This window comes from Tenacibaculum aiptasiae, from assembly GCF_965221665.1.
Lineage (GTDB): Bacteria > Bacteroidota > Bacteroidia > Flavobacteriales > Flavobacteriaceae > Polaribacter > Polaribacter aiptasiae.
The window spans coordinates 103,321-126,164 of the sequence record NZ_CBDCSN010000003.1 but is presented as its reverse complement, the minus strand read 5'-3'; the positions used below and the strand labels follow the sequence as shown (position 1 = coordinate 126,164).

The window sequence follows — 22,844 nt, the reverse complement described above, 5'->3', positions numbered from 1 at the left end:
ACTATCATCAGGAAGTTATGCCAAATCTGAAACTTACCTATTGGCAGTTCCTGAAGATACCTTAATTACAATTATACAAGAGGTAAAAACAGAACATAAAGATATTGCTCCACAACCGGAGAGGTATCCAGATGGTAAACGTAGTTATTGGTACTCCATCTATTTTCAATACCAAGACAACCAACAACACATACATACTTGGACTAGGAAAAAAAATAAAACTCATACTACTTTTGCTTTTGCAGGTTATAAAGATGCAAATAGTACGGAAGGATGGATAGCAGCCAATGAATACTTTTGGTGGTGGAAAAACAGCGATGCTAAAACCAAGTTTGAAACTAATATCCTCAATAAAATAAAAGCCAAAATAAAAGAACGAAGTCTATAATTCTTTTAAAAGAAAAACACTAAAAAAAGCTCTTTTTAGGGGTATTCCGTCAAAAAAACGTTAAAAACCCGTACAAAATCAGTCATTTATACATTTTTTTCATTACATTAGTACCGCTATAGAAATTGTATGTACATGCTAATTTGCTATGTCCCTTACTAAAATTACCCTTCGTACTACATTCAATTTTTAAATAACCTTACATACAACTGTGCTAGTTATTAGCCAAAAAAATGTAATTATTAATTTAAAAATTCTAGAAAATGAAGTATTATTTATCAGAAAACAAGTTTACAGACGAAGACAACTATGTAGCACGCATATTAGTAGAGCGTACTATAGATCAGGACATGCTTATTACCCAAATGTTACGCAAGCGTAACTTGGTAAGTAAAACAGACATTGTTGCGGTATTGAACTCTTATTATGAAGAAGTAATTCAATGTATTAACGATGGTAATAATATTACCTTACCCATTGCCAATATCAGCTATTCTATATCAGGTATTTTTGACACGGATGAAGATGGTTTTACAGACGACAAACACAAACTACACATTAACCTCAACGGTGGTCGTTTGATAAAGGATTTGGCAGAAAACATTGTCCTTAAAAAAGTAGATGCTCCACCGGCAAGTACACAAATTACCCATGTAAAAGATATCAGTTCAGAGCTTGTAAATACCTCTGTGACTCCAGAGGGTATTTTTGAGTTGAGAGGAAGTCGCTTAAAAATTGCTGGAGAGCATGCCGACATAGGGCTGTACTTTGTTGCAGAAGACAATACCGAAACTAAGGTAGAGAATTTGGCAATAAACAGTCACAATAAAATTATTGCTCAGACTCCTACCCTCGCCTCTGGTAGCTATCGCATTCGAATAAAATCGCAAGCAACGAGTAGCAGCGATATCTATTTAAAGGAATTACGTATAACTGACACTACTTTTTCGATCACGGTAACCTAAGTATAGGTTACACTAGCCCAATAGCTCTTTGGCTATTGGGCTTTTTTATGGAATTGAAAGAAAAAAGCACTTTTATCCCCGCTATGTTAAAATTTCCACTAGAAGCAAAAATTTATTTTCATTAGGGTCAAAATTTTATTTTGCTTCTAGGCAAAATATATTTTTCACTATAACTAAAATGTTATTTCCACCCTAGTGAAAATAGTATTTTCATTAGAAGTAAAATTTTTCTTCGGTAAAAAGGATGCTTATTACTATAAGTGTGCACACTAATTTCCAACTCTTTAAAACAAAAAACACTTATATATAGGTATTGAACTCAAAGGTCTAAGGATGTACTATTGAACCTAAACTACTCGTAAAAAATAGTGCCCTGCTTTTTACGATCTAATTAAATCAATTATGAAAGAAAAAATCTACACTGTACTCCTATTTGCTTGTTTCATAATAAGCTGTAAACCTTTAGAAAACATTATTAATAAAAAGCTTCCACAACTTTCTACTACAGACCAACAAGTGCATGCTATTCATCAATCGTCAATTAATGTTAATACCATTAAGCCTTCGGCTGGAGTTTTTATATCCTCAAAAATGATACAAGAATTTTTACCCGCTGAATTAAACAAAGCTGGTTTGGAAGCTAGTGATACTGACTTTAAAATAAAAGAAATAAATTCATCAGTTCTTTTAGCCCAACAAGCAATTATACTGAATGCCGATTTTTCCATGGACTTTACAACACTGGATGTAAACATTACAGGAAAAATGTCGGGAATTGCTGGACTCTCATCTTTAAAAGACAGTCTATACATTTACGGTGCTTTTAATAGTTTACAAGTAGAAAAGATTCGTTTTTTATCGAAAAAACCTAAGATTAGTAATCGCGCTAAGGCAAAACTGATTAGACCTATACTTAAACACTATTTAAAAAATGTAAATAGAATATTGTTTAAAGAACCGATGCAAGTTTATACTGGTTTAAACGCTAATTTAACAATGAATGTGAAAGAGCTTTTTAACGATCCTAAAACAACCATAGTAAGCAGTCCAACCAATACACTTCATAGAAGAATTAGCGATACTTCCTTTTTAATAGATGAAAAAGGAATACGAGTACTCCTTGAATTTTCTTCGGATAGGAATCCTTCACAAGAAGAACAGCCGAATAGTATGGACGATCACTCCTACTCTAAACGAGAATTGAGAAAAAAGTTTGAAAGCTATTTTTCTAAGTACAATCAACAATGGCTTCGTCAATTTGATTCCATTGAAGATGGTAATAATTTAGTTGCCTATATTGCAAAATCTGAAATAGCATCTTTATTTAACGAGGCTATGGCTGGGCAAATAAAATTAACCCATAGTGTTGACATACCTGAATCTAACGCTACATCTAGATTAGAAGTTCCTAAACAAAAAATTGATTGCGACCAATTAAGAAAACCTTTTAGCTATCCATCTTTTAATGCCCGTAATTGTAGCTGGAATTGTACGCGAGTAATTAGTACATGGCCTGTTAGAATTACTATTCAAGATCCACTTTGTGTTGCCTCACGTGAAGCCTGTAAAGTACAAAGAGAAACAGAAAGAGTTGCTTGGCAAGCTGGTAAAGAAGCTGCTCGAATTTTACGACAAACCGAAAATGAAGCCAGCGTTTTAGCCTGTAATGTAGCTAGAGAAGCCAATAACTTTATGAATTTAGGAAAGGCTAAAACAAAATTCTCTGGAAATGGTCTTATGAACCTAAGTATATCTAATATTTCTTTTAAAGATGACTTAAATAGCCTAACACTAACACAGTCTGGTAACTTAGGATTAAACTTTAATTCTAAGATTCAACTGCATCCACAAGATTTAGGTTATGTATTTTTGTGTTTTACCGATTATAGTAAAACAATTAATGGATCCGCAACTGCTCAATTTCCAGTGCAAACCGTTACCATAGACTTTAACGCATTGCACAAAGCAGATAAATTAGTTTTAACAGCTACACCTAGTTCTTTAGACTATAGGGCTAAAATTAACCCTATTCCTTCATTAGAATTATTAAACGATATAGAATTTAAAACTAAATGTACTTTTTTAGCTGGAGTTATTGGTATCGCTGCTGCAACTAGCTTTACCGACCTAGTTAAATACGACACTAAAACAGAATTATTTTTACAAGGGTGGGCAAAAGGAAGTTATGAAGTTCCTTCTTTTTCAAAAACGATTGACCCTATTTTATTTACAATAAATGGAGGCGAAACCAGAAAAGCGATTCCAGTTTGGAGTGCTAAGAGTATTCGTTTTTCATACAATTAAAAAAGTAAGGTAAAACCGTACTTTAAGTACGGTTTTTCTCAAAAAACCTTTTTTATAAAATGGTAGGTTTGTTTCCCCTTAGTTAAGAATACTATTTATTATCTAAACTAACACACATCATGAAAACAAGAAGTATCAAACTAGTAGCATTTAGCATACTCTTTGCACTATTGGGTAGTTGTTCTTCTATCCCCCCAGAGTTTGCCATGGCAATGCAAAAAGAAAAAGAAGGGATTCAGCTCTTAAAAAGGCGACACCAACAAACCGTTGTTGAATTGACCGAAAACTGGTACAACGAACGTCGTAATAGATTGCTTTTTTTAAAAGAATTGGAAATTAAAAAAATCACTTTACAGGTGAATGATCCTTCTGGTAAGGGCAATATTACTGTCCTAAAAAAAGACGCCTTTGCTAAAATCAATCAGCAATTTAACGAGGCAATGGAAATGGCTGGTAAAATAAAGCAAGAATTAATCAAAGGCTATGCCGACAGCGACAACTGGAACAAACTGGTAAAGCTGAATGCTATTAATTTAGAAATGACCCGATCGCTAACTGATTTAAATGCTTCGCAAAGAGCTTTTTATTTAGAATTGGTTGGACAAAACGTTCCCTTTCCTAGCGATTTTATAAACCAACAAACACAAGAGCTTCTCAACCGCGTAAAAAAATAGATTATGACACCTCAAGAAAAATATGTCAAAGCTTTAAAAGATTTATTACAAGCTCAAAAAGAAGTACAAGCAGCGGAAAGCAATCCTTTTAATTTAGGACTCCCTACTCACCTTGGACTTTCTGACGAAACTTTTATTACCAACGAACAACTAGCGGAACTAAATACTATTATTGGCGAAGCTAGTGAAGACAACCAAAAGTTTGCTAAAATTTGGAATCTAGGAACCGATATTATTTTAAAAGCTAAATCGATATTCCTGTAAGTATTTACTAGCAATGCTTTAGAACATATAAAGATACTTTTCTATGAATTAGAAAGGTATCTTTTTTTATTTGGTATATTAGCACTTCGCTAAGAAAAAGAACAAAATGCTAACTAATACAGTTTTTAATAATTTACTTAAATTATCACTTCTCTTTTTTATTATCATTTCTTGTAAAATAGAAACAGATAAGAAAGTTGAAACCGCCTCTCCTAAAATTAATCTAGCAACAGACATTACTGATTTCAAGGCTAAAATGACTGAATTAGATACTCTCAAAATTTGGTTTAATCATTCTATTTGTACATATAGAGGGTTTGAACGAATTGAAATCACAAAACAATCAGACTCCTTAAAAATAAAAACTGAATACAGAGAAGAAACTTTTGAAGAGAACCCTAAATGGGAACTTTATTATGAAAAAACAATTCCCATAACTGATACTATATGGAAGTTTGAAGAATTCTTAAAGCGAAACCAAAAAAGAAAAAACCTTAAAAAGTTGGGAATTCTACAAATTACTTTTAATGGAACTAGAGTTCATTATATAACCGATCGTTTATCCGATTTAAATAGGTTTAGGTCAGATTATTTTCAAACAATGAAAATATTACATCCAGAAAATAAAAATGGAATATACGGAATTGTAGCTATCGAAGAATAAACTACATACAAAATGAATCATTTAATCAACACAGGAAAAAAAAGAACTATATTAATTTCAATAAGTATTTTATTGATTTCAATCCACACTATCTATTTCTATCATTCAGTAAGACCAGAAATAGAAGTCAAAAAACTTATTAGTCAACTAGTGCGGTTCTCTTTAACTCTTGGGCTTTTAATAATGGTATATAAAGGGAAAAGCTGGGCTAAAAATATTTCATTAGTATTATTTTCTATAGCCGTTTTAATAGCCTCTGTAAGCTTTTTTACTATCAATGCTCCTATTCTTAATAAAACTCCATTAATCGTAATGATTTTTATCTACTCAATGGCTATTCATCATTTTGGTTTTTCTAGTAGTTATAAGGCTTTTTTTGATTTTCAGAATAGTAGTACAAGAAGCTTTTCAACTGAACAAACTATAATCTCTGAAAAGATTGAAAACACAAATGTAGAAACAGTTATTTCTTCTTATGATAGCATTATGGAAACGAATAAATTTTGGAACATTATTGAAACTACTAAAAACAAGAGTCTAGGAGATTACGAACAACAACAAATTGAACTTGAAAAAGAGTTACATAAACTAACAGCTAATGAAGTTTTAGAGTTTGATAATAAATTTAGAACCTTAAGAGGTAGCATTTATAACTGGGACTTTTGGGCTGCTGCTTATATTATAAATGGAGGTTGCTCTGATGATTGTTTTTCAGATTTTAGAGGTTGGTTAATTGGGCAAGGAAAATCGGTTTTTGAAAATGCTATAATTAATATAGAATCTCTTACAGAACTCAAGGATACAAATGATGGAGATTGGGAAGGATTAAGCTATATAGCTACTAGTGTTTATGAAGAAAAAACAGGAAAAGAAATGCCTATTGGTATTAGTGAAAACTTTAATATAACAGGAGAAGAATGGGATGAAGATTCTGATGATTTGAAAAATAGATACTCTAAACTATGGGCTAAGTTTGGAATCTAGGAACCGATATTATTTTAAAAGCAAAATCGATATTTCTGTAAGTATTTACTAGCAATGCTTTAGAACACATAAAGATACTTTTCTATGAATTAGAAAGGTATCTTTTTTTATTTGGTATTTCTAATAAACTGATATAATTCAACTGTAAGGAATCAAAAAACTTCATCTTTATCTTTAAAGCATTTGAACTCTATAGGATTATTGCTAAAGTCTAAAACAAACATAGTTTGTTGTTCTCCTTTCAAACCTTTATACCTTGTTTGCGGTTTAACTATAAATTCAATATCATTTATTTCTAATCTATTTTTTACCAACATAAACTCTTCGTATTCTAAAATACATCCGAAATGAGGAATAGGAACACTTACTCCATCTACTAAACCACAATAATCTAAATCTATTAATTCTTTCGATACATGTGCCGATAATTGATGTCCGAAAAAATCAAAATCTACCCATTTGTCAGTTTGTCTTCCTAAACTACAACCTAATACACCGCTATAAAACTTAATTGTACTCGAAATATCTTTAACCTTAAAGGCATAATGGAAACTGTTCATATTTTAATATCCTTTTTTTAGTGAAACAATGTGTAATAATTCTTTTTTGCTAAGAAACCTGTTATAGTTTTCCGCTACTAAATCAATAGCGGTATCTACATTTGTTAAAGAAGCTACATGAGGTGTTATAGTAATATTGGGATGCTTCCAAAAAACATGCTGCTTTGGTAAAGGTTCTTCTCTAAAAACATCTAAAATTGCCCCAGATAAATGTTTGTTGTTTAACAAATTGATTAAATCATTTTCTACTAAGTGCTCTCCTCTACCTACATTTATAAGAAACGCTCCCTTATTTAGCAATCTTAATGATGCAGTATTCAAAATATTTTCTGTTTCAGAAGTTAATGGTAATAGATTAATAAGAAAATCAGAATCTTCAACTGACTTCTTGAAATCTTCTTTACCATGATAACTCCTAACTCCTCTAATGTTTTTTTGAGAATTAGACCATCCCTTTACAGTAAAACCTATATCTGCAAGTCTTTCAGAAACATAGCTACCTATTTTCCCTAAGCCCAAAATAGTTACCCTAGTGTTATTAATAGATTGATATTTTTTTTGAGACCAAACCTCATGCTGTTTATCATAAAAGTATTTATTGAAGTTCTTCATCTTCATTAAGATTGAAGATAATATAAACTCAAACATATCTATAGATAAATTCTTGTCAACTATTCGTGATATAATAATAGAATCATCAAGTTTTTGGGTTTTTAAAATATGTTCTACAGATGCTCCAACGGATTGTACTACCTTTAAATTTGGAAATTCTGATAGTACTCCAACTTCTGGTTTCCAGCATAAAATAAATTCTACTTTCTCTTTATCCTTAATTTCAGGATAAACCTCAACAGTAGTATTCATAAATGTTTCCTTTAGTTTCTGCTTCCAAATACCAGGACCTTTATTGTTAAAAATTATAGCGATACTCATACTTTGAATTATTTCATCAAAATTAACTTTCTTTTAAACATCTAAGAAATTGATTCAATCATAAAGCTATATATTTGAATTAAAATAAATTTATTTTCACCAAAATGGCAAACGATTTTAATCTAGAAACTATTGACATGGAAATTATCTCTTGTTTACAAAAAAACTCAAGAGAATCTTTTGCTGAAATAGGAAGAATAGTAAACCTTTCTCCATCTGCAACAAGAGAGAGAATAATAAAATTGGAAGAGCAAGGTATCATCAAAAAATATAGTTTAGATCTCGATTATAAACTATTAGGATATGATATCGAAGCGTTTATTCTAGTAAAAGTATTTCATGGAAACCTAAAACTTCTTTTCAATTTCATAGAATCAAAACAAGAAATAAAAGAAGCCTTTCGCATCACAGGAAATCAAAATGTTCATCTAAAAGTTATTTTAAAAAATCAATTGCATTTGCAAAATCTTATAGATGAATTGATGCAATATGGAGATACAAGTACCTTTTTAATACTTTCAAAAATATAAACACATTTGAGCTTTGACGATACTTCTAACTTTATTAAGTTATTTAAAAAACAATTCCATTCAAAATCAGTATAGAAAATTGAAGTTTGGTAAATAAGAGTGTCATTTAAACTCCTTTGAATATCTATAGTTTTTAAAAATATTTTTCTTTTTGGTATATTAGCACTTCGCTAAGAAAAAGAACTACATGGAAAAACTTTATACCCAAAAACACACTAAGGATAGCTTATACTATGCTATATCAATAATGCTTGAAAGAGCCTCTTATTATGGACTTCGTGCCCTGATTGTTTTATACATGACAGGTGACATTCTAAAAATGAGCAATTATGAAACTTTAAATATCTATGGCTTGATTGCTGGTTCATTGGTGTTTGGTCAAATTATAGGAGCGCTATTAGGCGACTTATTATTAGGAAATAAAAAAGCAATCATAATTGGAGCTATTCTCCATGCTGTTGGAGCATTTTCTTTATGTATTCCTTCTCTCACTGGACTTTATCTAGGCCTATTTCTTATCGTTTTAGGAAGTGGTTTCTTTGCTCCTAATATTACCTCCAATTTTGGAAAATTATATTTAAACAAACCTAAGCTTATAGATGCTGGTTTTACATTATATTATTTAATTATAAACTTAGGTGCTTTCTTCGGTATTATCTTAATAGGATATTTAGGAGAGACTATAGGTTTTAATGTTGGTTTTATTACTGCTGGTATTTTAATGTTGCTATCCATTTTACCTGTACTTCTTTCTAAAGAAGAAGTTCACATAAGGTTAAAAAAAACCTTATTCTCTGTAAGTAAAAAAGTTTTAACTATTTCAATTGCTTTTCTTCTTGTTGGTTTGTTTTGGGGAATCTATAAAATAGCTGGTACTCGTATTTTTGATTTACATGTACAGTTTAGAAAGTTACCTTCTTTAACTGTTCCTGTATCCTTTCTATCAGCTATAAATAGTTATTTTACTATCGTAGGCTGTTTAATTATTGCTATAATTTGGACTTATTTTTACAATAGTCAATTCTTTAAAATACTACTTGGATTTATTTTTGGAGTCTTATCATACGGGATTTTATTACTCATTCCAGAAATTCCAACCGAACAACATTTATTCATTTACATCGCTTCTATGTTTTTTATAGCGCTTTCTGAAGTACTTATTGCTCTCACAATTTTTGGAGTACTTTTACAATATTCAAATCCTAAATATTTGGCTATTTTAATCAGTCTTATGTTTATTCCTACAAGACTTATAGCACTATTATTTGGATTATTTGAGAATCATTTTGAAGAGAACTCTATGTTGGGGTTACAATTTAGCATCGTTGCTATGAGTATTATTGCCTTAGCGCTGATGGGATATTTATTATGGAATAAAAAATCAAACACTTATGAACTTGAGCAATAAAAGTTTAAAACATCACAAATTATGAAAAAAACATTTTTCCTTTTTAACCTTTTAATTGTAATAACTATAAGTTCGATTGCTCAAGAACAGTTGACGCTAGATCAATTCAAAGAGTTTTGCGATTCTTCTGGACTTGTTTTTAAAATGCCCGTTGGTTATAAAGTTACTAAGGTTAAAGAAAATCCTAATTTAGGATATTCTTTTGCCGTAATTAACAAGGATGCTTCTATGGAAATTAGATATACTATTTGGCCACTAAAAGCTGCATTGAAGGCCTATGAAGCATCTTTAAAGGATGAAAATTCAATGATGATTTCTCCTAACAATATTTATAAAGGGAGAATTCAAGCGAATGTTTTAAATATGACAGGTGGACAGATGTATAACATAGGTAGCTTTCCTCCACAAGCTGTAAAGAAAGAATTTAATGCAGACGATGGAGGATCGTGTTTTTTAAATTTCAATTCAGAATTTGGAAAAGGATATAAATATGGTCAATTCATCTATTTACATAAAGACAATACCGCCGATGTTATTATCACCTTTATGAGTAACCACAAGGAAAAACATTCTGACTTAATGATGGAAGGCTTTTATTCTTTGAAGTTTAAATAAATACAACTCATGTAACCTGATTTAATTTCAAGTCGTCTAAACAGAAAACTTAGAAATTAATCATGAAAAAAACATTCCTTTTCCTTGCTTTAGCTGGTGTTTTACAAAGCAACCTCCATCAGTTACAGGCGCAAGAAACAACTCCTACTGCTACCCTATTTTCGAGAATAGATAACTATTTTACTGCTGGAACCAAAAATGGTTTTTCTGGCGCTATTGCTGTAGTTAAAAACGGTAAAACAATTATTAATAAGGGTTATGGTATTGCCAATAAAGAAACCAACAGTCTTAACAATCCGAATACTATTTTTGATATTGGTTCTAACACCAAACAGTTTACTGCTACTGCTATTTTAAAACTTGCTGAGTTAGGCAAATTAAAACTTAACGATCCTTTAAGCAAGTATTTTAAAGAGCTTCCTGCCGACAAACAAAACATTACGATTCATCAATTACTTGCTCATTCCGCTGGTTTTACAGATTCTATTGGTCGCGATTTTACTGAAATATCGCAAAAAGACTTCTTCGAAAAGCTTTTTGCTACGCCTTTATTATCCAAACCTGGAGAGAAATACTCATATTCTAATGTTGGCTATAGTGTGTTAGGGAGAATTATAGAACTTACTTCTGGTCAACCTTATGAGGTATTTTTAAACAACTATCTTTTTACACCTGCGGGAATGTCACAAACCGGATATGTTTTACCAAAATGGGATACCAATCAAATTTCTCGTAGTTATAATCGAGGAATTATTGAAGGGAAATCGCCTATTTTTCGTTATCAAAAAGATAAAGGAGTTAACTGGCATTTGAAAGCTAATGGCGGAATCAATTCTACTCAAAACGATATGCTTCTTTGGCATAAAGCCTTAAAAGAGCACAAAATTTTATCGAAAGCATCTTTAGAAAAATTGCTTACTCCTGCGATTCATTATTCAAGTGGAAAATATAAATATGCTTATGCCTATGGTTGGGGTGTTCGAATTTTAGAAAACAATATTAAAAGAGTAGCTCACAATGGATCTAATGGTTCTTATTCACATTCGCTCATATGGTTTCCTAAAGAAGATATTTATATTGTATATGCAACCAATGCTAATAGCGATCGAGTTGAATTTGCTGCCTATCCAGTTGCAAAAATGCTATTGGACGAAAACTATGTTCCTAAACCAATACAAAACAATATTTTCTCATTTATATTGGAGTATGCAAAGCAACACCCTTCTAATAAACATCAAGAATTAATTGCTATTTTAAAAGAGCAATACGAAGATGACTTTACCCATTCAGGGGTTTTAAACACTACTGCTTACCTCATCCTTAAATCGAATAAAAATCAAGATTGGGCATTGGAATTATTTAAAGAGAATGTAAAACTATATCCAAAAGACGGTAACCTATGGGACTCTTTAGCCGATGGATATAAAGCTCATAATTTAACTCAAGATGCTATTAGAAGTTATCAAAAAGCCGTTGAGTTGGGCTATACCGATTCGCAAAAAAAACTTGATGACTTGGTTAAGAATAATTAAAACCTTACATAATATAGTATAAAACCAATAGCGATTTTACATACTTAAAGACAACAGAGAATTTAAAGCGTTGCAAAAAACTGTAAACTATTACTTGTAATTTATTTTTTGTATTTTATAGACATTACTTTTTTTTATGGGATGATAAGCAAGAATAAAAACTAGTTTAACATCCCCTTAAAAATGCCCACTTATGGTGGGTATTTTTTTCTTTAATTTTTACAATCAAATACACATAAAGGCATTTTAACTATACTTATTGGCATCTAGTCGATATTGGAAAGATTATCTATTACTGATATATATCTTAGATTCTGTAAATTGAAATTATCCTAATGATTTTATTTACGTAATAGTTAAATTTTGAGAAGAAATAGTTTTATAAAATTATTTCTTCTCTTTTTCTATAAGGTAAACTCTTGTTTTTATTATAACTGTGAAGTATTAAAGCACATATAAATATTACCTTTTATTTAATAGTCTTTCTTTTGATAAGCAACAAAATATCTGAAATGTGCGTATACACTACAACAGGAACTATGACACCCGCTAACAATATTATTGGAAAGTAAGCTATTCCCCTGTTAGGTACTGCGTATCCATATCTTTGGTATAACATTTCTTGAGATAATACACCGTTGATAAAAACAAATAGCACTAAGCACACTCCTACAATATTCCAACCTATTAAAAGTTGCCTATTAATTGTTTTGTAATGCATCCAAACAACCAATAATATAGCTGTCATTCCTGGTATAATATCGAAGTTCCAACCTTTGTAAGTCATTTCCATGGGAAGCCATTCTCTTATTGCTAATTGAAATAATAATAGTTCTATAGGAAATCGGACAATATGAAGTGCTGTACTCCAACGAATGTCTCTATTATTATAAATTGTTTTTGCTCTAAGTAAATACAGAATAAATACTGTAGTTGGTATAATGATAAGGCCAAACCGAGAAACACTATCTCCTTCTTTAAAATGATAAACTCCTATATAGGACAAAATAGAAATAAGGACAATCCAAACTAGGAAAATAGTTGCAGTGGTAATTGATAGTTTATTTGATTTTATAAACATAAAAACTGTATACACTGTAAGTAATATAAACGAAATTGAAATGTATAAAGGTAAGTTTGGAATCATCTTTTTTAAGTTTTACTCAAAAATACGTTCCGCTATCTGTTAAAAACTTGCCATATGACAAGAAATACTATTGAATGATTTCTTTTCTAATTCTACTTAATGAAGTATCGGTAATTCCTAAAAAAGAAGCAATATGTTTTAAGGAAGCTTTTTGAATAATTTCTGGAGAGTTCTCTACCAAATCTTGATATCGTTCTTTAGCTGTTTCTGTAATCATAGCCAAGCTTCTTTGTTTAAACTCAAAAAAGTTTTTTGATAAATGAGCCCTTCCCCATTCTCTATACTTTTCTGATAAATTAAAATGTTCTTGAAATGTATCAAAATCTTTAGCCCATAACTCAGTATCTTCCATTACTTGTATATACTCTTTGGTGGGAGTTCTTAAGAAAAAAGAAGTTTCTTCCAAAATAATAGCTCCCTTACCATAAAAATTAGTGGTTACTTCATTTCCTTTTACATCTATAACAAACGAACGTAAAAATCCTTTTTCTACTAAATAATAATGATTGACTACCTTTCCTGAATTGATTAAGAAATCGCCCTTTTTTACTTTAATAAGCTGATATCCTGAAAAAATTACTTGTTGCTCCTCTTTAAATAATAACAAATCTTTAAACTCATGAGTAAGCACAGTAATTGGTTCCATTAATGTAAAATTTTAAATAACAACTCTTTTAAAATATCAGCATGTGATTGGTTCGCCCCTACTCCTTTACTCTTTACATCTGCCTCTCTTAATAAGGCTATGATTTGTGATACTTTACGCATTGGGTAATTACGAGCTGCTGAGCTATAATCATCAACAAAGTAAGGGTTAACTCCTAAATTTTTTGCTACCGATGCTTTTGATTTGTCTTGCAATCCATGATACATTAATAGCTGTGTAAAAAAGCTATTTAATAAGGAAATAGTCATTACCAATGGATTGTTCTTTGGATTCTGTGCAAAGTAGTTGATTATTCTATTCGCTTTTACTACATCTTTTTGTCCTACTGCTTTTCGTAACTCGAAATTATTGAAGTCTTTTGAAATTCCTATATTCTCTTCAATATGCTTATCGGTTATAATCGTTTCTTTAGGTAAAACAGAGATTAGTTTATCTAACTCATTAGATATTTTACTCAAGTCAGTTCCTAAAAACTCCACCAACATTTGAGAAGCTTTTGGTTCTATATTGTACTTCTTACCTCCTAAAACCTTACGAATCCAATCGGCTACTTGGTTTTCATACAGCTTTTTGCTTTCAAATATCAATCCATTTTTAGCAATGGTTTTATATGATTTCTTACGCTTGTCTAGCTTCTTGTATTTATAGTTAAATACCAATACCGTTGTAGGTTGTGGATTGGCTGCATAGGCTTCAATCTTATCTATGGTACGACTTAAATCTTGTGCTTCTTTTACTATAATTACTTGACGCTCCGCCATCATTGGAAAACGCTTTGCTGAAGAAACAATTTCTTCCATAGAAACGTCTCTACCATACATTACTACTTGGTTAAATCCTTTTTCAGATTCTTCAAGTACGTTTTCTTCTATATAATCAGAAATTTTATCAATATAATAAGGTTCTTCTCCCATTAAAAAGTAAATAGGCTTTAGGTTTCCTTCTTTTATATCAGATATGATGGATTTTATTTCGTTCATTTTCTTACTTTTGATTTATGCAAAAGCTCAATCTTCCTAGCTATACATTCAAGACCAAAAGTAACGAAAATAAGATGCTTATTTTCGATAATTTGAGAAAAAAATATGTGGTATTAACTCCCGAGGAATGGGTGCGTCAACATTTTGTTGAGTACTTAGTTAAGGAAAAAAACTACCCTGTTTCTTTAATAGCTATTGAAAAACAGCTTACTATAAATAACAGAAAAAAAAGAACAGATATTTTAATCTTTAACTCTAACGGTAAACCAAATATTATTGTTGAATGTAAAGCACCATCTGTTAAAATAACACAAGATACTTTTGACCAAATAGCTCGATACAATCTTAAGCTAGATGCCAACTATCTTGTTATTACCAATGGTTTGGAACATTATTATTGTAGTTTGGATAAAGAAAACGAAACCTATGTGTTTTTAAGGGATATTCCTTCTTATAATTAACAAATTATTGCATCACTTAATCACTTTAAAAGTGTATTTTTGCCGTCTTGAAAACTGCAATCGTCATATTAAATTGGAACGGTAAAAAATTGTTAGAACAGTTTTTACCATCAGTCGTAAATTTTAGCTCTAATGAAGCCGAAGTTTATGTTGCTGACAATGCTTCTACTGATGACTCTATTGCTTTTGTAAAAGAACATTATCCTAGTGTTAAAATTGTTGAAAACAAAGAAAATGGTGGATACGCTAAAGGGTATAATGACGCTTTACAACATATAGATGCAGACATTTATTGTTTACTAAACTCTGATATTGAAGTTACCGAAAATTGGTTAACTCCTATTTTAAAAACTTTTAAAGAAGAGGAAAACACTGCTATTATTCAACCTAAGCTATTAGATTTTAAAGACAAAACTAAATTCGAATACGCTGGTGCTGGTGGTGGTTTTATTGACTTATATGGTTATCCTTATTGTCGTGGTCGAGTTTTCAATCACTTAGAAACCGATAACGGTCAGTTCAACGATACGACTTCTATTTTTTGGGCTTCTGGCGCTTGTTTGTTTATACGTTCTGAAGTATACCATAAATTACATGGTTTTGATGAAGACTATTTTGCTCATCAAGAAGAAATTGACTTATGTTGGCGTGCTCAAAATGAAGGCTACACTATTAAATATGTAGGAAGCTCTACAGTGTATCATGTTGGTGGAGCTACTTTACAAGAAAGTAACCCTCATAAAACTTTTTTAAACTTTAGAAACAGCTTACTTAACATTGTTAAAAATGTACCTAAACAATGGTTCTTGTTTGTTGTTTTTTCTCGTTTAATTTTAGATGGTGTTGCTGGACTAAAATTTATGCTTGAATTAAGACCTATACATACATGGGCTATTTTAAAAGCACACTTTAGCTTTTACAAGAACTTTTTTAAGTTTTTAAGTAAACGTAAAACACTTCAGAAAAAGTCTACTTACAATTTACACACGTCAATTGTTTGGCAACACTTTGGTTTAAGAAGAAAGAAATTTGAAAACCTGCGTTAGGTTTATTCTAATATTTTATTTCCTTCTAAGTTAGATAGTCTAAAGTCCTTAACTTCTCCCACTCCTTTAAACCTAAAACGAACTCCCACAATTGTTCCTATAGACTCTTTATAAGCTTTTCTATACACTTGAGTACTATCAATAAAAACACTTACTTTTTTATTTTGATTCAGTACCTTAATTTTTCTGAAATCTGATAAATCCGTGCCTAATGCAGACAAGTCGTTCTTTTTACCTTCCAAGTACACATCACTCAACATTAAATTCATTTCTGAAGCACAGCCTGTAATTGAAAACGGAATTAAAAAAGCGCTTTTTGTACCGATAATAATCAAGGTTGTTTTCTGACAAACGCCCCATTTTTCATTAAATGTACTTTTAATTTTACTTTCCAATTGAAAATTATCTCCCGAGAAATCTCCTAAGTCATCTACAAAGTGAAAAGTAGAATTTACTGGTTTTTCATTGCCACTAATTTCTTCAAACACCTCTTTTGAAAAGGCTAATGTATTTTTGACTTTTACTTGCTCTTGCTCAAAATACTTTGGTATAGGCTTATAATCTATGGTACCCATCCAACCTTTTGTTTTTATAAATAAATCGTGCTCTCTAACAATTTCATTATCTATTAACAGCTTAGCTCTAAAATAACCTGGATAATAATATTGTCCTGTAGCTTGTGTTTGATCTTTATTAATTTCTATTGTTTTAGAAGTGTCCCAATATTGTTGAATTAAAATATTATTAGAAGTGACTCCTTCTAAATTGAAATCGAAAATTACTGAATTAGGTAAACCTTCAACAATCGGTTTACTTTTAAAAAGGATTTTAGAATAATCTTTAGCTTCTGCACTTTTATTATTTGACATAGCTAGTATTGATATAAACAATACGGCAATAATAAATGCTGAAAACATAATAACTCGAAAGTTAGCAGAAACTGTTTTTTGGTAAAAGGTAAGTTTCGATTCTTTTTTAGCATTCTTAAAATCTCTCCAATTTACATAACCTGCAAATTGAGCCAAAGCATTTAGCGTACTAATACTTGGAGTGCTCTTATAATTAACTCTTCCCCAAACTCTTTTTAAGGTAGTGGCACTTAACAACACTTTTGTCTCTTCATGAATCTTTTCACTCAATTCTGTAAAAACATTATTATGCCATAATTTAGAGTCTCCCCAATTTAGCTTCTCTTCTATTAGGCTCAAGCACTTTTGTAATTCGGTATGTTCTTTAAAAGTATTCATTCACTACAAAAATCACCAAAAATTACCACTTGAACAACTATGAATGAACTTGAACATGTTTGTTTCTCTCTGAAAAATAACTTTTTAGACTTTTGAGCAAAAATTAAACACATTAATCATGAACTCAAGATTATTAGCCATTCTATTATTCGTTACCTACTTTGGATATTCTCAAAAGCACATTCCTTTAGACACTATTAATTGGGATATCAAAGCGAAGTCTTATATTATTGAAAACTACAAAGGCAAAGATGCTATTTACTTACAAGCTGGATCTATAACTCTAAAAGATAAAACCTTCTTAAATGGAACTATAGAGTTTGATATTTTCTTAAAAGAAGAACCTGCTTTTCCAGGTGTTTATTTTAGAACTACCAAAAGCTTAGATTCTGAACAATGGTATATGAGACCACATTTATCTGGAAAACCAGATGCAAATCAAGCTGCTCCAACTACAAAAGGAATTAGTCCTTGGCAATTGTACTTTGGTAAAAAGTATTCATTTCCTCATAAATATAAATTTGACGATTGGACACATGTTAAACTTGTAGTAAATGATAACAAAGCACAAGTATATTTAGACTATTCCGACAAGCCTAACTTATCTTGGAACTTGTTTAACCCAACTCAAGAAGGAGGAATTAGTTTTAGAGGCGGAAATTCAAGCGGTTTACATTTGGCTAATATTAAAATAACTCCTAATAAATCTGAGATTATTAATTTTGCACCATTAGATAGAAAACCTATTAAAAACCTTGTTTCTAAATGGAAAGTATCTAATAAGTTTGAAGAAAAACAACTTGATAACTTAAACAACTTTAAATCACTTTTAAATTCTAGAAAATGGATTGGTACTACTGAAATCGAGGAAGGTACTGCTGCTAATATTTCTAGAGTAGTTCAACTAAGGGATGGAAAACCAGGTAATACTGTTTTTGCTAAAATTGACATTCATTCTGATAAAGTTCAAACTAAAATTTTCGAATTTGGCTATAGTGATCGTGTTGTTGCTTTTCTGAATGAAAAGCCTATATATAGAGGAACTAATAGGTGGCGATCTAGAGATTATAGATATTTAGGAACTGTAGGTCTTTTTGATGCTATTTACTTGCCTCTTAAAAAAGGAAAAAACACGTTAGTTATGGCTGTTTCTGAAGACTTTGGTGGTTGGTTAATTACTGGACGATTTAAAAATAGTAAGCACGTTAAGGTTATTGAGTAATAGAATTCTCGGTCTTTATGCTAAGCCTTCTTCATCTTTATAGATATAATAAAGTAAAAAGAATACCGAAATACCTCCAAATGTATGCCATAGCCAATGAGTTCCCATAGGTAATATGATAGCTAGGTTATCTAAAGTTCTAAAAAACACTGCTATCAAAAATATAACACATGCCAATATCATTAGTTTCGCATGTTTCCAATGAGTTAAATATAAATACCAAAAAATTGGACCTACTAGTGATATGGCTGTGATTAAATAATTTACTGACGAATCATACTCTTCAGGAATTGGTAACATCCTTGGTAAAATGGATAATACTATTATTGAAGTAATAATTAACAATCGGGACTTCCATCCTTTCTTTACTTTAAAGATAAAAAAGACTACTCCCATTAAGCTTAATAACATAATAGGGATCCAATCTAACATAATCCAAAACTCATGGCTTCTAGTTGCATGATAGACAGTTCCTCCTACCCAACTTATAAAAATAATGGGCAAACAGCTTAGTAAAAACAAGTGTTGCTTTTTACTTTCATATATTTTCTTACCTAAATAATATATGATTGCTAAAAAAATTAGATTGCTAAACGTATTGAAAGGTTCAACAGGCATTCTGCCTGCTATTGTTTCTTGGTAAATTGGCCCGCTATCATTTGGAAATTGCTCTAGTAAACAGTATAGTATCGTCATAAATAAACATCATCTATCTCATTTACAACAAGATAAGAAAATAATCGTTTATTTACAAAATGTCTAAACTTCCTTTTCCTTCACGAATAACCTCTGGTTCACTGGTAGTTAAGTCAATAACAGTAGATGCATAATTATCTCCATAGCCTCCATCAACTACTACGTCTACTATGTTTTGCCATTTTTCATAAATCAATTCAGGATCCGTAGTATATTCTAATACTTCATCCTCATCATGAATAGATGTTGATACAATAGGATTTCCTAGAGCTTCAACAATAGCTCTTGCTATGTTGTTATCTGGAACACGAATACCTACTGTTTTTCTTTTCTTAAAAACCTTTGGTAAAGAATTACTTCCAGGTAATACAAAGGTATAAGGTCCTGGTAAAGCTCTTTTTAAAATTTTATAGGTTGGTGTATCTATTTGTTTTACATAATCTGACAAATGACTCAAATCATTACAAACAAATGAAAAGTTTGCTTTTTCTAATTTAACACCTTTAATTTTTGCAACTTTTTCTAGTGCTTTTGTATTGGTAATATCGCAGCCTAATCCATAAACAGTATCTGTTGGATAAATTACCAAGCCTCCTTTTTGTAGTACATCTACAACTTTTTCTATTTGTTTTGGACTTGGGTTATCGCTATATAGTTTTATGAATTGTGCCATATTTTTTAATAATTATCAAAATCGAAATCATCTAAACTTTCAAAATCATTAAACTCATCGTCTAAATCTTTTGTCAAATCATCCGCTTTAAATTCTTTATCTGGTGCTTCTGCTGGTACTTCTCCTACCGACAAAATTGTTTTTGCTTCATTAACCACTTCATTAGACTGTTCTATTACTTCAACATAGAAAGTCCACATTTGTAAAAAATCATAAACATAAATTAGCTTATCATTATTACTTGGTAATTCCTCTTTTAAAACACAAGTAGCCATTGACAGTCCTTCTCCAGCTTCAGCCATGTTAAATAATGGAATTTCTTCTCCTTGGTTCCAACCTTCATCTGTACGGTAAAAAGAGGCCATTTCCTGACCATCAAAACCAAATGATTTTGATATTTCAAAATGTAAATCTTCTAACGATTTTCCTTCGTTTACTGTTAAGGTTCTGATTACATCTTCTTCTGTATCTAAAATTACGCGTACTTTATACATTCTATCATTTTTAGTAGCCACAAAAATACGTATTTTTGAATGATAATTTTAGTAAAATGAATAAGCAAGAATCTCTAAATATACTTAATAGCTACAATAAGAACACCTTAATGGAAACTTTAGCTATTGAATTTATTAATTTTGGTGATGATTTTATTACCGCTAAGATGCCTGTAAACCCAAAAGTTCATCAACCTTATGGATTATTGCACGGAGGAGCCACTGCTGCTTTAGCTGAAACTGTTGGTAGTTCTGCTTCTGCTTTTTTCTTAAAAGATCCTAATAAAATAGTAAAAGGAATTGAACTAAGTATTAATCATTTAAAAAGTAAAAAGACAGGAACTGTCTTTGCCACTGCAAAGGCAATTCATAAAGGAAAAACTACTCATTTATGGGAAGTTAGAGTGGTAGATGAAGAAAATACTTTAATTTCTTTATGTAAAATAACCAACATTGTTTTAGATAAAAAGTAAATGACATTATTAAAAAAAATATTAAAAATTGTGGGAGCTATTCTTTTTGTAGCTCTTTTAGTTCTTTACTATTTATTTTCAAGTTTTACAGCTCCTAAGTCTGATGAAGAAGTTACAGACAGCTTTAAAAACAGTAGCGTAAAGCCTGTTATTTCTCACGATACATTTAAAAACTATAAATTCCGAAAACTAACTATACAAAAGGATACTACTTTACCTACACTTGTATTTGTTCACGGAACTATTGGTTCATCTACCGATTTTATTGAATATATGAAAGACAGTTTACTTTTAAGCAAGGTAAATATGATTTCATACGATAGAATTGGATATAACTATAAAGATGCAAATCCTGTACAAGAAAGTATTGCTTTTGAACGCGATATGCTACAACATATTATTCAGGGCTTAGATCATCAAAAAACAATATTAGTTGGTTACTCTTATGGTGGACCAATTGCTTTAGCTATTAAAGAAAAAATTAATAAAACAATTTTATTAGCTCCAGCCGTTTACAGTAAAGTAGAGCCAATGCCTTGGGCTGTTAATTTATACAAATCAAAATTAACTAGATGGCTTGTTCCTGATATATGGCAAGAAGCTTCGAAAGAAAAAATGTCTCATCAAAAAGATTTACAAAAGTTTGAAAACAATTGGAAATCTTCTCCTAATAAAGTTATAAGTATTCATGGATCTAACGATTGGATTGTTCCTTATGAAAACTCAACTTTTTTAGAACAACAGTTCCCCAAAGAACAATTTAAATTAATTTCTATTAAAGATGCTGGGCATGGATTTATTTGGAGCAACTTTAAAGAAATTAAACAACAACTACTAAATCAAATAGATTGAATATATTCTCAGCAACAAAAAAAGCATTAGAAAACAGGCTTCCTTTTGTTATTTACAGAAAATCAGGTACAACAATACTAAAAGCTTGGTTTCAAAAAAACGATACTTTATACACTTCTGAAAATTACACAGAAAGTGGTTTTGTTTTTGCTCCTTTTGACAATAACAACTCTGCTATTTTAATTCCTGAAACAGAATCGTCTTTTTTTCAAGAAGAAATAGATTTAGATATTAAAGTATCTCAGCAAAAAGAGTTTGATTCAAACAATTCTTCTAAAAAAGAACATATTGAATTAGTTGAAAAAGGTGTAAAAGCTATTAGTGATAACTTGTTTAAAAAAGTTGTTTTATCGAGAAAAGAAGAAGTTAAACTTAATTCTTTTAACGCTATTGAAACTTTTCAGAAACTTCTTGTAAACTATTCTAGCGCTTTTACTTATTTATGGTATCATCCTAAAGTTGGTATGTGGTTAGGTGCAACCCCTGAAACATTAGTTAAAATTGAAGGTACTCATTTCAAAACAATGTCACTAGCAGGAACACAAGTTTTTAATGGAACTACTGATGTTACTTGGAAAACAAAAGAAATAGAAGAACAACAATTTGTAACTGACTATATAAATGATAGAGTTTCTAAGATTTCTAAGGAGATTAAAATTTCTAAAACTGAAACTATTAAAGCTGGAAATTTATTACACTTACGTTCTGTTATCAGAGGAACCATAAACGCTGAAAACTCAACATTAATAAAAGCCTTACACCCTACTCCTGCTGTTTGTGGTTTACCTTTAGAGCCTTCAAAAAAATTCATTTTAGATAATGAAAATTATAACAGAAGCTTTTATACTGGCTTTTTAGGTGAATTGAATTTAACCAACAATAACCAAAATATATCAGAACTCTTTGTAAATCTTAGATGTATGGAGATTAAAAATAATTCAGCACTTGTTTTTATTGGTGGTGGAATTACTTTAGATAGTAACCCTGAAAATGAGTGGAAGGAAACAGTTGCTAAAACTTCAACTATGAGGAAAGTTTTATAAACTTACTTCCTTTTGTTAAAAA

At 30.6% G+C, this 22,844-nt stretch carries 26 protein-coding genes; 17 read left to right on the top strand and 9 right to left on the bottom strand.

Annotation, left to right across the window (positions count from 1 at the left end; translation table 11 throughout):
* Positions 1-40: 40 nt before the first annotated feature.
* The 7 genes from ACOQN8_RS12305 to ACOQN8_RS12275 all read left to right on the top strand — a co-directional run bounded on the left by ACOQN8_RS12305 (position 41) and on the right by ACOQN8_RS12275 (position 6,243).
* A complete protein-coding gene (locus tag ACOQN8_RS12305) occupies positions 41-388 on the top strand; it encodes a hypothetical protein (protein ID WP_420552906.1) in 348 nt (115 codons plus the stop codon).
* Between the two features lie 263 nt (positions 389-651).
* On the top strand, positions 652-1,353 hold the full coding sequence (locus ACOQN8_RS12300; RefSeq protein WP_420552905.1) for a DNA-binding domain-containing protein: 702 nt from the start codon (positions 652-654) through the stop codon (positions 1,351-1,353).
* A gap of 402 nt (positions 1,354-1,755) precedes the next feature.
* On the top strand, positions 1,756-3,657 hold the full coding sequence (locus ACOQN8_RS12295; RefSeq protein WP_420552904.1) for a hypothetical protein: 1,902 nt from the start codon (positions 1,756-1,758) through the stop codon (positions 3,655-3,657).
* A gap of 119 nt (positions 3,658-3,776) precedes the next feature.
* On the top strand, positions 3,777-4,331 hold the full coding sequence (locus ACOQN8_RS12290) for a hypothetical protein (protein ID WP_420552903.1): 555 nt from the start codon (positions 3,777-3,779) through the stop codon (positions 4,329-4,331).
* 3 nt (positions 4,332-4,334) lie between these two features.
* On the top strand, positions 4,335-4,595 hold the full coding sequence (locus tag ACOQN8_RS12285; RefSeq protein WP_420552902.1) for a hypothetical protein: 261 nt from the start codon (positions 4,335-4,337) through the stop codon (positions 4,593-4,595).
* 106 nt (positions 4,596-4,701) lie between these two features.
* Positions 4,702-5,259 carry a hypothetical protein gene (locus ACOQN8_RS12280; protein WP_420552901.1) on the top strand — a complete coding sequence of 186 codons (558 nt, stop codon included), beginning with the start codon at positions 4,702-4,704 and terminating at the stop codon, positions 5,257-5,259.
* 12 nt (positions 5,260-5,271) lie between these two features.
* Complete coding sequence (locus tag ACOQN8_RS12275) at positions 5,272-6,243, top strand: DUF4240 domain-containing protein (protein ID WP_420552900.1); 972 nt, start codon at positions 5,272-5,274, stop codon at positions 6,241-6,243.
* Positions 6,244-6,395: 152 nt separating this feature from the next.
* Here the strand turns inward: ACOQN8_RS12275 and ACOQN8_RS12270 are convergent, their stop codons facing one another.
* The gene (locus tag ACOQN8_RS12270) at positions 6,396-6,803 is read right to left on the bottom strand and encodes a VOC family protein (RefSeq protein WP_420552899.1); all 408 of its coding nucleotides are present in this window, start codon (positions 6,801-6,803) and stop codon (positions 6,396-6,398) included.
* A 3-nt stretch (positions 6,804-6,806) separates the two neighbouring features.
* Positions 6,807-7,736, bottom strand: coding sequence for a 2-hydroxyacid dehydrogenase (locus tag ACOQN8_RS12265; RefSeq protein WP_420552898.1), 930 nt, complete (start codon positions 7,734-7,736; stop codon positions 6,807-6,809).
* 104 nt (positions 7,737-7,840) lie between these two features.
* On the opposite strand from ACOQN8_RS12265, the gene ACOQN8_RS12260 reads away from it, so the two are divergent.
* The 4 genes from ACOQN8_RS12260 (at position 7,841) to ACOQN8_RS12245 (ending at position 11,821) form a co-directional block, all read left to right on the top strand.
* On the top strand, positions 7,841-8,266 hold the full coding sequence (locus ACOQN8_RS12260; RefSeq protein ID WP_420552897.1) for an Lrp/AsnC family transcriptional regulator: 426 nt from the start codon (positions 7,841-7,843) through the stop codon (positions 8,264-8,266).
* 187 nt (positions 8,267-8,453) lie between these two features.
* Positions 8,454-9,674, top strand: coding sequence for a POT-type proton-dependent oligopeptide transporter (locus ACOQN8_RS12255; protein ID WP_420552896.1), 1,221 nt, complete (start codon positions 8,454-8,456; stop codon positions 9,672-9,674).
* Positions 9,675-9,695: 21 nt separating this feature from the next.
* Positions 9,696-10,289, top strand: a complete 594-nt coding sequence (locus ACOQN8_RS12250) for a hypothetical protein (RefSeq protein WP_420552895.1) — start codon at positions 9,696-9,698, stop codon at positions 10,287-10,289.
* Between the two features lie 62 nt (positions 10,290-10,351).
* A complete protein-coding gene (locus ACOQN8_RS12245) occupies positions 10,352-11,821 on the top strand; it encodes a serine hydrolase (protein WP_420552894.1) in 1,470 nt (489 codons plus the stop codon).
* A 469-nt stretch (positions 11,822-12,290) separates the two neighbouring features.
* Here ACOQN8_RS12245 and ACOQN8_RS12240 read toward each other — a convergent pair whose 3' ends face one another.
* From ACOQN8_RS12240 to holA, 3 genes are all read right to left on the bottom strand, one after another.
* Positions 12,291-12,968, bottom strand: a complete 678-nt coding sequence (locus ACOQN8_RS12240) for a hypothetical protein (protein ID WP_420552893.1) — start codon at positions 12,966-12,968, stop codon at positions 12,291-12,293.
* Between the two features lie 67 nt (positions 12,969-13,035).
* Positions 13,036-13,614, bottom strand: coding sequence for a Crp/Fnr family transcriptional regulator (locus ACOQN8_RS12235; RefSeq protein ID WP_420552892.1), 579 nt, complete (start codon positions 13,612-13,614; stop codon positions 13,036-13,038).
* Entirely contained in the window at positions 13,614-14,615 is a 1,002-nt protein-coding gene (gene holA, locus ACOQN8_RS12230) for a DNA polymerase III subunit delta (RefSeq protein WP_420552891.1), read from the bottom strand. The genes ACOQN8_RS12235 and holA overlap by 1 nt, the downstream gene beginning before the upstream one ends.
* A gap of 17 nt (positions 14,616-14,632) precedes the next feature.
* Between holA and ACOQN8_RS12225 the strand changes: the two genes are divergently transcribed.
* Together ACOQN8_RS12225 and ACOQN8_RS12220 are read left to right on the top strand one after the other, a co-directional pair.
* Entirely contained in the window at positions 14,633-15,076 is a 444-nt protein-coding gene (locus ACOQN8_RS12225) for a type I restriction enzyme HsdR N-terminal domain-containing protein (RefSeq protein WP_150899250.1), read from the top strand.
* A gap of 47 nt (positions 15,077-15,123) precedes the next feature.
* Positions 15,124-16,122, top strand: a complete 999-nt coding sequence (locus ACOQN8_RS12220; protein ID WP_420552890.1) for a glycosyltransferase family 2 protein — start codon at positions 15,124-15,126, stop codon at positions 16,120-16,122.
* Positions 16,123-16,124: 2 nt separating this feature from the next.
* On the opposite strand, the gene ACOQN8_RS12215 is transcribed toward ACOQN8_RS12220, so the two are convergent.
* Positions 16,125-17,369 carry a hypothetical protein gene (locus tag ACOQN8_RS12215; protein WP_420552889.1) on the bottom strand — a complete coding sequence of 415 codons (1,245 nt, stop codon included), beginning with the start codon at positions 17,367-17,369 and terminating at the stop codon, positions 16,125-16,127.
* Positions 17,370-17,487: 118 nt separating this feature from the next.
* Here ACOQN8_RS12215 and ACOQN8_RS12210 point away from each other — a divergent pair, with 118 nt between their 5' ends.
* Positions 17,488-18,591, top strand: a complete 1,104-nt coding sequence (locus ACOQN8_RS12210) for a hypothetical protein (RefSeq protein WP_420552888.1) — start codon at positions 17,488-17,490, stop codon at positions 18,589-18,591.
* Positions 18,592-18,606: 15 nt separating this feature from the next.
* Here the strand turns inward: ACOQN8_RS12210 and ACOQN8_RS12205 are convergent, their stop codons facing one another.
* From ACOQN8_RS12205 to ACOQN8_RS12195, 3 genes are read right to left on the bottom strand one after another with little or no spacing between them, the layout of a single operon-like run.
* Complete coding sequence (locus ACOQN8_RS12205) at positions 18,607-19,287, bottom strand: ceramidase (RefSeq protein ID WP_150899254.1); 681 nt, start codon at positions 19,285-19,287, stop codon at positions 18,607-18,609.
* Positions 19,288-19,339: 52 nt separating this feature from the next.
* Positions 19,340-19,960, bottom strand: a complete 621-nt coding sequence (locus ACOQN8_RS12200) for an L-threonylcarbamoyladenylate synthase (RefSeq protein WP_150899255.1) — start codon at positions 19,958-19,960, stop codon at positions 19,340-19,342.
* A 5-nt stretch (positions 19,961-19,965) separates the two neighbouring features.
* Positions 19,966-20,454 (bottom strand): IS1096 element passenger TnpR family protein, encoded by a 489-nt coding sequence (locus ACOQN8_RS12195; RefSeq protein ID WP_150899256.1) that lies wholly within the window; start codon positions 20,452-20,454, stop codon positions 19,966-19,968.
* A gap of 56 nt (positions 20,455-20,510) precedes the next feature.
* Between ACOQN8_RS12195 and ACOQN8_RS12190 the strand changes: the two genes are divergently transcribed.
* The 3 genes from ACOQN8_RS12190 to ACOQN8_RS12180 are packed head-to-tail and all read left to right on the top strand — an operon-like array spanning position 20,511 to position 22,822.
* Positions 20,511-20,927 carry a PaaI family thioesterase gene (locus ACOQN8_RS12190; RefSeq protein ID WP_420552887.1) on the top strand — a complete coding sequence of 139 codons (417 nt, stop codon included), beginning with the start codon at positions 20,511-20,513 and terminating at the stop codon, positions 20,925-20,927.
* On the top strand, positions 20,928-21,779 hold the full coding sequence (locus tag ACOQN8_RS12185) for an alpha/beta fold hydrolase (RefSeq protein ID WP_420552886.1): 852 nt from the start codon (positions 20,928-20,930) through the stop codon (positions 21,777-21,779).
* Positions 21,776-22,822 (top strand): chorismate-binding protein, encoded by a 1,047-nt coding sequence (locus ACOQN8_RS12180; RefSeq protein WP_420552885.1) that lies wholly within the window; start codon positions 21,776-21,778, stop codon positions 22,820-22,822. Before ACOQN8_RS12185 ends, ACOQN8_RS12180 begins: the two co-directional genes overlap by 4 nt.
* Positions 22,823-22,844 lie beyond the last annotated feature (22 nt).